Annotated in this window: 14 protein-coding genes; 7 read left to right on the top strand and 7 right to left on the bottom strand. The window is 59.0% G+C overall.

Annotated features, from left to right (window positions below):
• Positions 1-133 precede the first annotated feature (133 nt).
• The 4 genes from DW645_RS04990 to DW645_RS05005 all read left to right on the top strand — a co-directional run bounded on the left by DW645_RS04990 (position 134) and on the right by DW645_RS05005 (position 3,058).
• Complete coding sequence (locus DW645_RS04990; protein ID WP_117743314.1) at positions 134-514, top strand: GntR family transcriptional regulator; 381 nt, start codon at positions 134-136, stop codon at positions 512-514.
• Positions 515-537: 23 nt separating this feature from the next.
• On the top strand, positions 538-1,419 hold the full coding sequence (locus DW645_RS04995; RefSeq protein WP_117842966.1) for an ABC transporter ATP-binding protein: 882 nt from the start codon (positions 538-540) through the stop codon (positions 1,417-1,419).
• Positions 1,416-2,114 carry an ABC-2 transporter permease gene (locus DW645_RS05000; RefSeq protein WP_118226619.1) on the top strand — a complete coding sequence of 233 codons (699 nt, stop codon included), beginning with the start codon at positions 1,416-1,418 and terminating at the stop codon, positions 2,112-2,114. The genes DW645_RS04995 and DW645_RS05000 overlap by 4 nt, the downstream gene beginning before the upstream one ends.
• Positions 2,115-2,182: 68 nt before the next feature.
• On the top strand, positions 2,183-3,058 hold the full coding sequence (locus DW645_RS05005) for an EamA family transporter (protein WP_117647372.1): 876 nt from the start codon (positions 2,183-2,185) through the stop codon (positions 3,056-3,058).
• Positions 3,059-3,152: 94 nt separating this feature from the next.
• Here DW645_RS05005 and DW645_RS05010 read toward each other — a convergent pair whose 3' ends face one another.
• The 3 genes from DW645_RS05010 to DW645_RS05020 form a co-directional block, all read right to left on the bottom strand.
• Positions 3,153-4,451: a chloride channel protein gene (locus tag DW645_RS05010; protein ID WP_117647370.1), complete on the bottom strand. Its 1,299-nt coding sequence runs from the start codon at positions 4,449-4,451 to the stop codon at positions 3,153-3,155.
• A gap of 126 nt (positions 4,452-4,577) precedes the next feature.
• Positions 4,578-5,111 carry a TIGR00730 family Rossman fold protein gene (locus DW645_RS05015; protein WP_118226621.1) on the bottom strand — a complete coding sequence of 178 codons (534 nt, stop codon included), beginning with the start codon at positions 5,109-5,111 and terminating at the stop codon, positions 4,578-4,580.
• A gap of 36 nt (positions 5,112-5,147) precedes the next feature.
• On the bottom strand, positions 5,148-5,573 hold the full coding sequence (locus tag DW645_RS05020) for a potassium channel family protein (RefSeq protein WP_035136976.1): 426 nt from the start codon (positions 5,571-5,573) through the stop codon (positions 5,148-5,150).
• A 251-nt stretch (positions 5,574-5,824) separates the two neighbouring features.
• Here DW645_RS05020 and DW645_RS05025 point away from each other — a divergent pair, with 251 nt between their 5' ends.
• Together DW645_RS05025 and DW645_RS05030 are read left to right on the top strand one after the other, a co-directional pair.
• The gene (locus tag DW645_RS05025; RefSeq protein WP_118226625.1) at positions 5,825-8,629 is read left to right on the top strand and encodes a transporter substrate-binding domain-containing protein; all 2,805 of its coding nucleotides are present in this window, start codon (positions 5,825-5,827) and stop codon (positions 8,627-8,629) included.
• Positions 8,630-8,671: 42 nt separating this feature from the next.
• Positions 8,672-9,151, top strand: coding sequence for a pyridoxamine 5'-phosphate oxidase family protein (locus DW645_RS05030; protein ID WP_118226627.1), 480 nt, complete (start codon positions 8,672-8,674; stop codon positions 9,149-9,151).
• 69 nt (positions 9,152-9,220) lie between these two features.
• Here DW645_RS05030 and DW645_RS05035 read toward each other — a convergent pair whose 3' ends face one another.
• The 4 genes from DW645_RS05035 to DW645_RS05050 all read right to left on the bottom strand — a co-directional run bounded on the left by DW645_RS05035 (position 9,221) and on the right by DW645_RS05050 (position 13,371).
• Entirely contained in the window at positions 9,221-11,413 is a 2,193-nt protein-coding gene (locus tag DW645_RS05035; RefSeq protein WP_118226629.1) for an ATP-binding protein, read from the bottom strand.
• The gene (locus tag DW645_RS05040; protein ID WP_118226631.1) at positions 11,410-12,279 is read right to left on the bottom strand and encodes an ABC transporter substrate-binding protein; all 870 of its coding nucleotides are present in this window, start codon (positions 12,277-12,279) and stop codon (positions 11,410-11,412) included. Before DW645_RS05040 ends, DW645_RS05035 begins: the two co-directional genes overlap by 4 nt.
• 142 nt (positions 12,280-12,421) lie before the next feature.
• Entirely contained in the window at positions 12,422-12,553 is a 132-nt protein-coding gene (locus DW645_RS10165; RefSeq protein WP_255413287.1) for a hypothetical protein, read from the bottom strand.
• Between the two features lie 80 nt (positions 12,554-12,633).
• Positions 12,634-13,371, bottom strand: a complete 738-nt coding sequence (locus DW645_RS05050) for a tRNA (N6-threonylcarbamoyladenosine(37)-N6)-methyltransferase TrmO (RefSeq protein ID WP_233540716.1) — start codon at positions 13,369-13,371, stop codon at positions 12,634-12,636.
• A gap of 140 nt (positions 13,372-13,511) precedes the next feature.
• Here DW645_RS05050 and DW645_RS09930 point away from each other — a divergent pair, with 140 nt between their 5' ends.
• Positions 13,512-14,339 (top strand): TipAS antibiotic-recognition domain-containing protein, encoded by an 828-nt coding sequence (locus tag DW645_RS09930; protein WP_158568685.1) that lies wholly within the window; start codon positions 13,512-13,514, stop codon positions 14,337-14,339.
• Positions 14,340-14,347 lie beyond the last annotated feature (8 nt).

The raw sequence follows: 14,347 nt of genomic DNA on the forward strand, positions 1-14,347 counted from the left end.
CAGGACAAATTCATCAGTTGGGGCCTGGGTAGCCGGCCCAATCCGAATTTGTCTCTTGCGTAACTGTGCATAGTGTATATATACTGTGCTTACCGGTTATATACACGTGTAGCCCAACAGCTAAGGAGCCGCTGTGGACATCATCCTATCCAATTCGAGCGACAAGCCCATCTACGAACAGATATCCTCGCAGGTCAAAGCTCAGATCCTTTCGGGCGCGCTCGCTGCGGGAGCCAAACTCCCCAGCATCCGTGCACTCGCGAGCGATCTTGGCGTGAGCGTCATCACCACCAAGCGCGCCTACGCCGACCTGGAGCAGCTCGGGTTTATCTGCACCGTGCAGGGCAAGGGCTGCTTTGTCGCCGAGGGCAACCAAGAACTCTTGCGCGAAAACCAGCTCTGCCATATCGAAGAGCTGCTCGCACAGGCAGCAACGCAAGCCGAAACCCTGGGCGTCACGCGCGACAAGCTGCACGAGATGCTCGACCTGGTAGCCCCCGAAACCATGCAGTAGCCATCTGCAAGAAAGGCTATACCATGCAATATTTGCTAGAACTCAAAGGTGTATCGCGCCGCGTGAGCGACCGCTTTTCCCTCCACGACGTCACGCTTGCCGTGGAGCCCGGCCAGATCGTTGGCTTTGTGGGCGCAAACGGCGCCGGCAAGACAACGACCATTCGCGCCGCGCTTGGGCTTATAAAGCTCGATGCCGGAGAGGTGCACCTGTTTGGGCAGCACCGCGACGCTAACGCACCCGACGAGACGCAGTGCCACCTGCGCTCCCGCATCGGGCTTGTCCTGGACACGTGTCCCTTCCCCTCCACGCTCAAGGTGGGCGAGGTCGAGGCGCTCGTAGGCTCGGCATACCCCACGTGGGACCGCGAAACGTTCGCCAGTCTCATCGACCGATTTGGCCTCGATCCCAAAACGAAAGTCAAGGACCTCTCCCGCGGCATGGGCATGAAGCTGCAGCTCGCCTGCGCACTCAGCCACAATGCCAAGCTGCTCGTTTTGGACGAAGCCACTGCGGGCCTCGACCCCATGGCGCGCGAGGAACTGCTTGACGAGCTGCTCGCCTTTGTTTCCGACGGCCAGCGCAGCGTGCTGCTCTCGAGTCATATTACGTCCGACCTCGATCGCGCTGCCGACCGCGTCATCTGCATCGATAACGGCTCGATTGTGTTTGACCTGCCGCGCGAGGACATTACCGACCGAGCCGGCATCGCCCACTGCACCCAAGCACAAGCGTCCGAGCTCATGGCTTGCGTCGAAGGCGCCCGTGCCGCCCACCACGCCTATAGCGTTGACGTGCTCGTGCCCAACCGTCGCGAGGCGCTCGAAGCCTTCCCCGAGATTCCCTGCGACCGGGCAACCATTGATGACTATCTTCGCCTCATGCTGAAAGGGGCTTCGAAATGAAACGCGCCTTTATGTCTGAGCTCGCCATCGTCCGCACGCTTGTCCCGAGCATCGCGGGCGTCGGCCTGTTCATCTTCGTCGTGTTGACCCTCGCCAACGCATCGAATGGCGATTCCGGCATGAGCGCCGGCGCCTGCGCGGTCAGCGCCATGTCGCCTATCACGGTCATGAGCTCGCTGGCCGGCTTCGACAATCAAAACGGATGGGAGCGTTATCGGGCAACGCTGCCCCTCTCGCGCAAAGACATTATTTGTGCCCGCTACCTGTGCATCGTTGTCTTCTCAGCCGTCATGGCGTGCGCCGCCGCGCTTTTGAGCATCATCACCCTTCCGTTCTTCGATCACACGGGCATGCCCTCGACGGGACAGATCGTCTTTGAGACCACAATAGCCTCCGCCGCATCGATGCTCATCTCCCTCATGATGGTGTTTTTGGCACAGCCGCTGTTCTTTCGATTTGGACACATGGAGGCGCAGCGCCTTTCCGTCGGCCTGTTTGCCCTGATCGGGTGCCTTGCCATGGCAGCGTTGAGCTCCTCCAACCCCATCAGCAACTGGCTCATATCGATTGCCGGGGCGAATCCCGATCCCGCCGTCCTCGGCTGCCTGTGCGCAGGAATTGCGGTACTGGCCCTCGTGCTATGTGCACTTAGCTGCATCGTCAGCGCCAAGGTCTACCGGACACGCGACCTGTAGGCAAGCGCGGTATCATCGGGCATGCGCCGCAGATCTGGCGCGGTCTTTTATGAGGAGGCGCTCAACCCGTGTCGTGGGTTACAGCAGCATTTGCATCAGCTTTCTTTGCCGGCATCACATCCATTTTGGCCAAATGCGGCATCAGGCACACCGACTCCGACGTTGCAACCGCCATCCGTACTTGCGTGGTGCTCGTATTTGCCTGGGCAATGGCGGGCATTTCTGGATCCATCGGAGCAATCGGCGCCATTCCCGCCAAAGCCTGGCTATTCCTCACCCTCTCGGGACTCGCCACCGGTGCCTCGTGGATCTGTTACTTTAAGGCGCTCAGCATCGGAGACGTCAACAAGGTTGTACCCGTCGACAAGATGAGCACTGTGCTCGCCGTGCTTATCGCCATAGTGCTTTTTGGTGAGACAGGCAACCTGGCGGTCAAGCTCGTGGGAACCGCCGTCATCACGCTCGGCACGTTTTTGATAATCGAGAAAAAGCAGTCCATCGGCGCAGAGCAAAAGCAAGACCGAGCCTGGCTCGCTTACGCCCTCGGCGCCGCCGTGTTCGCGGCACTCACCTCCGTCCTCGCCAAGATCGGCATCGAAGGTGTCGAGTCAAACCTGGCCACGGCGATCCGTACCTGTGTGGTACTTTTTATGGCATGGGCAATCGTGGCTGCCAAGGGAAAGCTGGAGCAGGTCGCGCGCATTGACCCGCGCGAACTCGCATTTCTCGCGGCATCGGGCATTGCGACCGGCGCGTCGTGGCTGCTGTACTACTACGCCATCGCTGCAGGCCAGGTGAGCGTCGTCGTGCAAATCGACAAACTATCGATTGTCGTATCGGTGCTGTTCGCACGACTGGCCTTCAACGAAAAGCTGTCGCATCGAAGCGCCATCGGCCTTTTCCTCATCGTGCTGGGCACCGCCGCGCTCGCGATTTGGAAGTAGCGTCGGTGCCAGGCGAGATTCAGTCCACCCGCAAATCCGTGACACAGCGCCCACACCGGGCTTGAGATGTTTGTATTGCCCGCGCGCCACCGTGCTACTTGCGCAGCGGTTTGGGCAGCGGAATGCCGGCGGCGATAACGGCGGCGATGATCATACAGACGATACCCTTGAGCGGGAAGCACATGAGCAGCAGGCCCACGACCATGACGGGCTGACGCATAACGGCGCCCATCGTCGAGGCGGTGCAGACGGCAACGCAAAAGACCGGATCGGCGCCGGTGAGGATGGCAAGGCCATAGCCCAGACTTACGCCCGAGAAGATAACCGGGAAGAAGTGACCGCCGCGCCAACCAAGGTTGATGAGGGCGGGCGTCAGCATGGCCTTGACCAGACCGGTCGCGATAAGCACGCCGGCGGGAATGGTGAGGTAGGTCTCCATGAGCACGTCGGCCTGGGTCTCGCCGGCAAACATGGTGTAGGGCAAAACCGTGCCGCAGATAGCGAGGGCCAGACCAGCCAGCATCGCCTTGACGACAGGGCGCTCCCCTATGGCATGGGCAAGCGCTTCGCTCGCGTGCTCCGAGACAAAGTACAGCCAGCCGCATACGGTACCGACCAACGCCAGCGGAATGAGCCAGGCAAGCTCGAGGTTACCCACCTGGGCAGCCTCGAACCTCGGCATGCCCATGCCGCCACCCATGAGCTGGCCGAGCAGCAGATAGGTGCCCAGACCGCCGGCAATCGCGATGCCGTAGACCACGGTCTTTTGTGCCTTGGGCAGCTTGATGGTGATCTCGTCGGACGCGGAGTCCTCGCCAGCGCCCTGGCCGTCGGCGCTACCGGCGAGCGGCGCCACAAAGCCAAACACGGGCGCGGTAAAGAGCGCCGTCAGGGCAGCCTGGGTGCCCAACAGCGTGAGCTCCCTAAACTCGGCGCCAAAGCGACGCATGCGGTCGCCGACCCAGCTGCACAGACCCGCGATAACGCCGGTCAGGCCGGCCTCCGGTCCAATACTTCCGCCAAACAGCAGCGGCAGCAATGCCGCGAGTGAAAGCTTGCCCAGGTTGTCGTACGGGTAGCGACCGTCTTGTTTAACCTTGGCCATCACCTGGTTGAGGTCATCGGTCTTGGTGCCCGTCATCTTTGCGTACAGACCGATCAGCAGGCCGCCCAGCAGGCAGACGAAAAACGGGTACGGCAAAAAACCGAACGGACCGCTTGCGAGCTCAGGCGAAGCGACGCCCAGCATATGCGGAATCTCGGTCCATAAATAGTCGATACCGTGCTCCATCGCAAAGAAGAACAGCCAGACCGCGGCGCCTGCAAACGCACCGGTCACAGCCACGCTCACTAAAAACAGCGCACGGTTTTTGGGTTTTGCAAGGTTGTCCATCGGGACCTCCCGTGGTCAAAATCGACAAAGATACGTTTTATTGTAAGACGGGCACAGCGCGGACGTGCCGACCATCCACGCCGCAAACGGCGCCATTGGGCGCCGCATGTGCGATAGGCCTACGGCTTAGTTGCCGATAATCGATGCGATCTCGTGCAGGTCCTCGGCAAAGTAAATGCCTTGCTGGCGCCTCGGGCTCGAAAGCCCCTTATCAATCATGTGCTCGAGCAGCGCCTTGAGATCGTTGTAGTAACCGTCCAGGTTATACAGGATGCACGGCGCGCTCAGATGCCCCAGCGACACGGCCGACATGACCTCGGCAATCTCCTCGAGCGTACCCGTCCCACCGGGAAAGGCGATGAACGCGTCGCCGAGCTCAATCATCTTGGCCTTGCGCTCGGCCATATCGCTGGTCACGATGAGGTCGTCGATACCGTCATGTTGAAACTCGGCCTCGATAAAAAAGCTCGGTTCAACACCCGTCACGTGTCCACCTGCCTCGAGTACGCTATCGGCAAGAGCGCCCATCAGGCCCGATTTGGACCCGCCGTATACCAGCGCGTGCCCGTTGGAGCCAATCCAGTTGCCCAGCTCTTGCACTGCAGGCAGAAACGCTGGGTCGTTACCGACGCTGGCGCCCAGGTATACCGTGATATTCATATTCAGTCCCCCTCGTCGTGACGCGCAGCGCCCCCTCTAGCGTTGGCGTCGGCGATATTCGCGCACACGGCGCGATAGATCGGCAAGCTCGTCACGATCGAGCTCTTCCAAATGCTCCAGATCATCCATAAAGCGCGCCATGGTGTCCTTTTGGCGCATCTTGATGAGCGTGTTGCAGTAGTTCACCGCCACGCCCGTGAGCATGGCGATGTAGAAGATGCTGATGACGCTCAGGACAACGGTAATCGCGCGGGCAACCGGCGTCTCGGCCGGGATATCACCGAAGCCGATCGTCGATACGGTCTCAAAGCTAAACCAGAGGCCGTCGCCAAACGTAAGGGTCGTGGGCTCGGACAGCCAGACAGCCGTCGAGCACAGCAGATAGAAGATAAGGAACAGGCCCGTGATGCGCGCAAAGCCAGCCTGGCGCAACACGTCGGCAAGCGTCCTCAACTTGTTCATCGCGACCCCTTTTCCCAGACGCCCAATCACATTCGCTCGGTATTGTCCCACGCCTCCCCCGCAAACGGAACTAGTCATTGGGGACGTTCTTGTTTGACTAGTCATTTAAGAACGTCCCCAATGACTACAACTGCCGGCAGAAAGGAACTGTCCCCAACTGCCGGGAGTGACCGTTTAGCGGTGCGGTGGCTGAGTGGGCAGGTTGAGCTGGTATCCTTATGTGATATCGTCTCGACTCGATAGGATTTCATGTGAAACCTTCCGCCGTCCTTCGTTTGGCTCTATATCGCACCCTGGCCGTCGCGCTTGCCGCGCTCGCCGTACTGAGCGCCGTCATGCCCGCCCCCGCCTTTGCCGCCGACTCCGACCAGCAGGTCAAGACGGTCCGCGTTGGCTGGCTCGTCAACAACAAAGGCTTCCAGGAAGGCATACCGGGCGAGCGACTCTCGGGATGGGGCTACGAGTACCTCCAGACCCTCTCGTATTACACAAAGGGCTGGCGATACGAATACGTTAGCGGCACCTTCTCCGAGCTTATGGACATGCTCGAGGCAGGCGAAATCGACCTCATGCCCAACATCTCGCATTCGGCAGAACGCGAGCAGAAGCTGCTCTTTTCCTCGAACCCCGAGGGCACCGAGCGCTACTACATCTACGCCAGGCCCGACCGCGACGACCTGGCCAAGGGTGACCCCCAGGCGCTCCAAGGCCTCACCATCGGCTGCAACTCTGGCGTTATGCAAACTATCGTCGGCCAGCAGTGGCTCGCCGACGAAGGCGTTACCTGCACCTATAAAGAAATCGACACCGGCAGTGCCCTCTTTGAGGCGCTTGCAGACGGCGAGGTCGACGCCGTCATCATGAACGACACCATTTCGTCGCCCGATGCGTCACCCATGTTCTACGTAGGCTCGAGCGACTACTATTTTGCCGTTCCCAAAAGCCGCCCTGACCTGATGAACGACATCAACGCCGCCATGACGACCATCGCCCGCGATAACCCGCGCTATAACGAGGAAGTCAAATCGAGTTACTCGACCCAAAACAGTGGCTCGTCATCGCTCACCGGTACCGAGACCACCTGGCTCAAAGAAAACGGCAATACCATCACGCTCGGCTATCTTAAAAACCAACTTCCCTACTGTACGCAAAATGACGACGGCGAGATGGAAGGGTCGCTCGCCTCGCTTGCAACGACGTTGCACGACAAGTTTGGCATTACGGTCAAAACAATCGCACTCTCGAACAACAAGCAAATGATCAAAGCCCTTTCCAACGGAACCATCGATGTCGCCCTGCCGTTGTTTCGCGACTACTGGCTCGCCGAGCAGACAGGGGTCATCCAGTCAAACTCGATGGGAACGGTTTCGCTGACCGCCATTCACAGTGGCAAAAACCTGAACAGAGACCTTAAGAACATCGCTTGTACAAAGAGCACAATCGTTAACCGTTTTGAGCTCGAAAGTCTCTTTCCGAACGCAACGGTAACCGAGTATTCGAATGACGGCGAGGTGCTCAAAGCCCTCAATGAGGGGAAGGCACGTTGCATCATTGTCCCCAGCACGCGCCTGGAAACTCTCCGCGACATCTACGACATCGAGGATTTCGAAACACAGGAACTCACCAACACGGCGCAACTATCGTGTTTAATTTCGCGCGGCAAGCCCGAGCTGCTGGGAATCATCAATAAGGGCATCGTCAATGCAGGTGAATCGCTCTCTGCAAACAGCTATTTCCCCACATCGTACTCGGCGCAAGAATCGGATGCGTTCCGACTTCTCTACCGCAACCGCATCGTCATTGCGGCAGTCGTCATCTGCATTTTGCTCACCGGCATCGTCATCCTTGTCTGGTCGCTTTACCGCGCACAGGAGGAACGGCAGAAAGCCGATGCCGCCAACACCGCCAAAACCGCTTTCCTCACGCGCATGAGCCACGACATCCGCACGCCGCTCAACGGCATCCTGGGCCTTATCGAAATTGAGGAATTGAGAGAAGGCGACATGCAGGTCGCCCGCGAAAGCCGCGCCAAGGCGCGCGTTGCCGCCAATCACCTGCTCTCGCTAATCAACGATATCCTCGAGATGGGCAGGATCGAGGAGCGCAAAGTGACGCTCGAGCACGAATCATTCAACCTTAAAGAGCTGTGCGACAATGCGCTCGTACTGTGCAAGCTCCGCGCATCGGACCGCGGCATAACCATGCTCGACACCAGCGAGCCCTACGCTGTCGACCAATATATGATCGGCAGCCCCACCCATATTCGGCAGATCCTTGTCAACCTGCTCGACAACAGCATCAAGTACAACAAGCACGGAGGCACCGTCACGTTCTCATCGACCATCAAACCGGTCGACGACGAGCACGCCGTGTTTTGCTTTAGCGTCTCGGACACCGGCATCGGCATGTCGCCCGAGTTTCTTAAGCACATCTACGAACCGTTTGCCCAAGAGGGCAACGATGCCCGCAGTAAATTTCAGGGAACTGGCATGGGCATGCCGATCGTCAAATCGCTCATAGACATGATGGGTGGCACGATTGAGATTTCGAGCGAGGTCGGCGTGGGAAGTACGTTCAACGTCCAGATTCCGCTCGATATCGACAAGAACCCTCAGGCAAGAGAAGGTGCGGACGAGCAGGCGATCAGCTGCTCGCTTGCCGGCATGAACGTTCTTTTGGCCGAAGACAACGAGCTCAATGCCGAAATTGCCCAGGCCCTGCTCGAAAGCGAAGGCATCGTCGTAACTCGCGCCGCCGACGGCAAAGAAGCGGTCGAACTATACACTAGTCGTCCCGCCGGCAGCTTCGATGCGATCCTGATGGACATTATGATGCCGGGCATGGATGGCTACGAGGCAACCCGCGCGATTCGCCTGAGCGAGAAGGCCGATGCAGCCGACATCCCCATCATCGCGCTCACCGCCAACGCCTTTGTCGAGGACGCACAAGCGGCACGTGACGCCGGCATGAACGCCCATCTGCCCAAACCGCTCGACTTTAACAAGCTCAAAAGCATGCTCGCCCGCATCAAGCAAAACGGAACTGTTTCGCTATAGTTTGTGCCCAACTGTCATGCACAGTTAGAAAGGAAGCCGACGATGTTTAGACCCTTACGCCGAAAGAAACGTGCCATCACCGACGAGGAGGCGCGCGAGCTGCTGGCCACCTGTAAGCGCGGCGTCTTTGCCGTTAACGGCGATGATGGCTACCCATACGCCATTCCCGTCAACTACTTCTTTGACCCCAAACACGACAAGATTTATTTCCATGGCGCCAAGGCTGGCCACAAGGTCGATTCGCTCAAGCGTGACGATAAAGTCTGCTTTACCGTGTACGGCAACGAGTGGTACAAGGACGACGACTGGGCTCCCTACGTTATGAGCACCGTGGTCTTTGGCCGTTGCCGCCTGGTAGACGAGACGCCTTCGTTTATCGAGGACAAAGTCCGCCAGTTAGCGCTTAAGTACTACCCTTCTGCCGAAGAAGTCGAGGAGGAAATCGCCAAAGACATCAAGGGCGTCCAACTCTACGAGATTTCGATTGAGCATCTTTGCGGCAAGCAGATCCATGAAAAGTAAGCCCAAAAACAGGTCCTGCAAATAGCAAAATGGCTCGGTTCCAACCAGTATTGGAACCGAGCTATTTGTTTATGAAGCGTCGGCGGCTATGTGCGCAAGCGCCTCAACGAGATCCTGAGAACTCACGGGTTTGCTCAGATGCGCGTTCATGCCCGCCTCGCGCGAAAGCCTACGGTCGTCGGCAAAGGCATTGGCGCTCACGGCGATAATCGGCGTGGTCGCGGCGTCCTCGCGATCGAGCGCTCGAATCTGACGCGTGGCCTCAAGGCCATCGATGCCGGGCATCATGATGTCCATCAACACCACGTCGAACTCGTGCGGCGCACTCGCGGCAAACGTCTCGACGGCAGACTCGCCATCTTTGACATGTGTCACGACGGCACCGGCGCGGTCGAGCGTAAACTGTGCGATCTCGGCATTCAGGTCGTTATCCTCTACGAGCAAAACGCGCAGGCCCTGGAGCACGTCGCTGTCGCCTGCATCCACGCGAACTGCCTGAGGAATCTCGGAACTCTTGCACTTCTCAAACGGCAGGCAAATGGTAAACGTCGTCCCCTGCCCCAAGGCGCTCGTAAAGCTCATGGTTCCGCCCATAAGCTCGACCAACTGTTTGGCAATAGACGCGCCCAGGCCAGTTCCCGATGAAGCGCCTTCCACCTGTTGTTCCTCGCGGCTGAACGGCTCGTAGAGGTGCTGTTGAAACTCCTCGCTCATGCCAATGCCGTTATCGGCGATCGTGTATTCATAGACGGGGACGCCATCCACCGGCTCTACCTCGCGGCATGTCAGGCGAACATAGCCGCCCTGGCGGTTGTACTTGACGGCATTACCGGCAATATTGAGCAACAGACGCTTGAGGTGCGTCACGCTCACCCGGGCATAGGGATGATCAAGAGTCCGTTGGTCGCAGATAATTGTCACCAGGCGCTCCTCGGCCTGGCGCTCCAGAATATCGCACACCTCACGGTTGAGGGCCACCATATCTGTAGGCACAAGATTCAGGTCGACCTGCCCGCTCTCCAAGCGGCTCATATCGAGTGCCTCGTTCGCAAGGTCGAGCAGCAGTCCCGACGCCGTCCAGATCTTTGAGCGGCACTCAGTCTGCTTTTGCAAGTCGTCCGCGTTGGCATTGCCCACCTCGACCATACCGCGAATGCCGTTGATGGGCGTGCGCAGGTCGTGACTCATGCGACGCAGGAACTCCGTCTTTGCAGAGTTGGCAGACGAGGCTTCGCGCGCTGCCTTTGCCAGCTTGTCGCCATAGTCGCGCTCCTGCAGCAACAGGTCGGCAAAGCGTTGGCTCTCGGCGCGGCGGCGCACCAACACAACAGTGGCTATAACACCGCCGTAGAGTGCCAACACACTGGCAACAACAGCGGCAACAACCTCAAAGTAACGCTGCGCGGGAGCATAGGTGTACACGTAAAAATCACGCGCTTTACCAAATGTGCCCAGATACCACTCACCGCTGTCGTTGACCAATCTGACCTTACCAGCCAGGCAACGCTCCTTAATGCCGTTGACAACGATGGCATCCGTCGCAGGCAAATCGAACACGCCTGACACGGCGGGCTCAACAGCGTTGGTCGCAACGACCTTACCGTCGTTTTCAATCACGATGTTACCGCTATCGATGGTCTCATAACCATCGAGCAAGCTCTGCAACTTGAGCGTATTGCTCGCGACCGCCTTGGCGCTCTGGTGCCTCACCGCGACAACGATGCCCTCACCGTCCCGCCGGGCCACGCAGCCAATGTCTGCGACCGAATCGTCCGCAAGCGTAATGCGAGCGGTATAGGACTTAAGCGGATGGGCTGCCACCTCCAGCACAGGCGCCTCTTTGAGATTCGCAGCGAGCGACTCGTAGCCCACGTCATCCTTCGAGGACTCGGACACCAAGTTGCCCGATGCATCCGTTACGATCAGCGCTGTCACATTAAACTGGTCAGCATATTGCTCCAACGTAGCGTTATCCACCGAGCCGTCGCGCTCCATATCGCGCGCCGCCTCTCCGGCGATCTCCATAACGCGAATCAGGTTTTTGGTCGCATAGGCGCTGTTGAACGCATCGTAGGAAAGGCTCTGTGTCGCCACGTAATCGACAACGTCGGCAAAGCGCTGTTCGGCCTGAGCTGTCGTGTAGGCGTAGCTCGTCACGCCGGCAACAATCGAGAGCGCTATCCCCAACAGGACGACGATGAGCCATTCCCGTGCCGAACGATCGCCCCGCTCCTGAGCGGTGTGGTCGGACGCATCAATCATGACAGGCCCTCCACATTCAAAAACGGCGAAGGGTCATCATAGTACTTTGACACCAGGCGTTCCATGGTGCCATCGGCAAGCATTTCTTGATAGGCATGGGTGAGCTTAACGTCGATGCCGCGTGCGTCGTTGAGATCGAAAGCGGTGCCCAACCCAACCTCCAGCAGCGGCTCAGACAGAATGCGATACGTCACACCATAGTCTTTTTCGTAAGTAAGCAGCGAGGACTCATGCGCGGCGACGGCATCGACCAGGCCCTCGACGAGCGCCGGGTTCAGGTACGAGCGGTCCGAAAAGCTGTAGAGCTCCTTGATCTGCGGAACGTTTTCACTGGTACGATTGAGCAGAATCGACTCGGGCTTGGTGGTGGACTGGACCGCCACGACCTTACCCTCAAGATCGGCAAGCGTGTAGATATCGCTCTCGGGATCGACCGCGACCACCTGGCGGCTCGCAAGGTACGGGCCGGCCCAGCAATATTCGTTTTCGCGACCCGTCATACTAAAGCTGCCCATGACGCAGTCGAGCTCGCCGCTCGCCAGCAGTTCTTTCTTCTTTTCCCAGTCGATCAGCTGGTATTTTGGCTTGTAACCAATGCGGACCAAAGCCTCGGTCAAAATCTCGACATCCAGGCCAACGATATTGCCGTACTCGTCGCTATACACAAACGGTGGATAGAGGTCGCTGCCGACGTTGAGCGTCTTAAGGTTGTCGTCTTTGACCTGCGAGGCGGCCGCGCCTTCTGATGCAGACGCCGCGGCCCCGTCATTCGACCCGGAACAGCCAGCTATCGCCACGACAAAGGCACTCACCACTGCAAGCGCAACAAACAACGATATGGCGGCCGAGCGACGAGGTCTTTTCATCGAGCTCCAGACGTTCCTGTTTACAGACTCAAGAGCAAAGATATTAGCAGACAAAACCGCGCTTGCGCTCAATGGTTACAGATGCTTTACCATACGGGGCCTTCCAGCCAATCTGGCAGACGGCCCCGCATGCAGCGCTCACTTACCGTGCATTAAAAACGTAGCGGTCCAGGCGGTCGCACGCCTCCCTTACACGCGAAAGCGGCAGCGCCAGATTCACGCGAATGTGGCAGGGCCCGTGGAACGGACGGCCGTCCTGATAGCCCACGCCCACACGCGCCCCCTCGTCGAGCAGCCACTGAATATCGCAGCCATGCTCGCGGCACCACTATGGGAATGCGGACAAATGGCCGGTTAGTCCTGCGCGTCGTCGACGGCGGTTACCGTCAGCCTGGTTCCGTCAACCGTAAACGATATGTCGAGTCCGGCGTAAGCCAAGTGGTACACGCGGTTTGGCTCGTGCTTGCTGCCCGCGCGGCGCGGATCTTGGCGAAGGACCTCTATCAAGCCGGAGAGCTTTGCGGGCGGGACCATATCCTGCAGCGCATGCGGAAACTCAACGTCGAGCTCTTGCCATGGCGCATCTTCAATCCAGCCGCCGGTCGCATCCGGGTGACAGTCCGCAAACGGAATGTAGGGCTTGATATCGTAGATGGGCGTGCCGTCGCGCAGATCTGCTCCCAGCACATGGATGATGGGGCCGTCGTCGGTAAGCTCGACACGATCGAGCTTGACGCAAGTAAGACCGATGGGATTGGGGCGAAACGGGCTGCGTGTGGCAAATACGCCCACGCGCTCGGCTCCACCCAAGCGCGGCGGTCGCACGGTCTTCGACCACTTGGCGTTGGTGCCGGACCTGTCCTGCGTCTTGGCATCGGCGGCGATGTCTTCCGCCGTGCCGCCGGGCGTTCCGTTTTCAAAGCGCCAGAGCAGCCACAGGTGCGAGAAGGAGTCCAAGCCCTCAACCGCCGCGTTGGAAGCATATTCCGGCTCAAAGACAATGCACCCCTCAAGATGGGGCGCCAAAAAGCTGTTGCGCGGGATGCCGAACTTCTGCGGCAGGTCGGTATGTATGTGTGCAATAGGTTCCATGCCGGTCATTGTACGGCATGAGGACATGGACGCTGCGTGCAATCCCCCACCACGACCGCCCTTTTTGCAACCAACGGTTGCTTGGAAGGGCATCGGCCGCCGCGTATGCTTAAAGCCGCAAGCAGCAGAAAGGAACTATCATGGCCTTTGCAGAAAAACTCATCGCCGTCCGTCGTGCCAACAGCCTCACCCAAGAGCAGCTCGCCGCCAAGCTCTATGTCACGCGCCAGGCAGTGAGCCGCTGGGAGCGCGGCGAAGTCATCCCGGGCATCGACATGATGAAGCTCATTGCCGCCGTAACCGGAGAACCGCTGTCGCACCTGCTCGAAATGCCCGAGCACTATTGCCAGAGCTGCGGCATGATACTCACGCCCGATGACTGCGGCACCAATGCCGCGGGCGCCAGGACCGATCATTACTGCAAGTGGTGCTACGACCGCGGCAAGTACACCTATGAGACCACGATGGAGGCAATGATCGAAGATTGTGCCCCGCGGCTGGCACAAAGCACCGGCATGTCGCTCGATGAAGCCGTCTCGCTCATGGGCGCCGTGCTGCCGCAACTGGAGCGCTGGCGCTCCGTGCACGAAAACGAGGACCGCTACGGTGCCGAGGCGCGGGCGCGCTATGGCGATGAGGCTATCGATACGGCAAACGAAGCGCTGTTGGACATGGACCCCGAAACCTGGAACGACATGAAAGAACTCGAGCGCGCGATTTTAGGCCAGCTCTCGATTGCCATGGACGACGGCGATCCAAAGAGTAACGAAGCCCGCAAGCTTGTCGCAATGCACCGCCGATGGGTTGGCCTTAACTGGGGACACGAGCCCCAGGACGAAGCATACCTGGGCCTCGCCAATGGTTATCTTGCCGACCAGCGCTTTGTTGACTACTACGACAAGCCCTGCGGCACCGGAGCCACGGCGTTTCTGGTACAGGCAATCGAGTCGTCGTTGACGCGTGCATAGACCGCGGC

The organism is Collinsella sp. AM23-17, assembly GCF_003470945.1.
Lineage (GTDB): Bacteria > Actinomycetota > Coriobacteriia > Coriobacteriales > Coriobacteriaceae > Collinsella > Collinsella aerofaciens_O.

Bases quoted from the DNA above. Each gene is read 5' to 3' on its own strand.
- DW645_RS04995 (WP_117842966.1), top strand. From the start codon at position 538: ATGCAATATTTGCTAGAACTCAAAGGTGTATCGCGCCGCGTGAGCGAC.
- DW645_RS05000 (WP_118226619.1), top strand. From the start codon at position 1,416: ATGAAACGCGCCTTTATGTCTGAGCTCGCCATCGTCCGCACGCTTGTC.
- DW645_RS05010 (WP_117647370.1), bottom strand. From the start codon at position 4,451: ATGGACAACCTTGCAAAACCCAAAAACCGTGCGCTGTTTTTAGTGAGC.
- DW645_RS05015 (WP_118226621.1), bottom strand. From the start codon at position 5,111: ATGAATATCACGGTATACCTGGGCGCCAGCGTCGGTAACGACCCAGCG.
- DW645_RS05020 (WP_035136976.1), bottom strand. From the start codon at position 5,573: ATGAACAAGTTGAGGACGCTTGCCGACGTGTTGCGCCAGGCTGGCTTT.
- DW645_RS05030 (WP_118226627.1), top strand. From the start codon at position 8,672: ATGTTTAGACCCTTACGCCGAAAGAAACGTGCCATCACCGACGAGGAG.
- DW645_RS05035 (WP_118226629.1), bottom strand. From the start codon at position 11,413: ATGATTGATGCGTCCGACCACACCGCTCAGGAGCGGGGCGATCGTTCG.
- DW645_RS05040 (WP_118226631.1), bottom strand. From the start codon at position 12,279: ATGAAAAGACCTCGTCGCTCGGCCGCCATATCGTTGTTTGTTGCGCTT.
- DW645_RS05050 (WP_233540716.1), bottom strand. From the start codon at position 13,371: ATGGAACCTATTGCACACATACATACCGACCTGCCGCAGAAGTTCGGC.
- DW645_RS09930 (WP_158568685.1), top strand. From the start codon at position 13,512: ATGGCCTTTGCAGAAAAACTCATCGCCGTCCGTCGTGCCAACAGCCTC.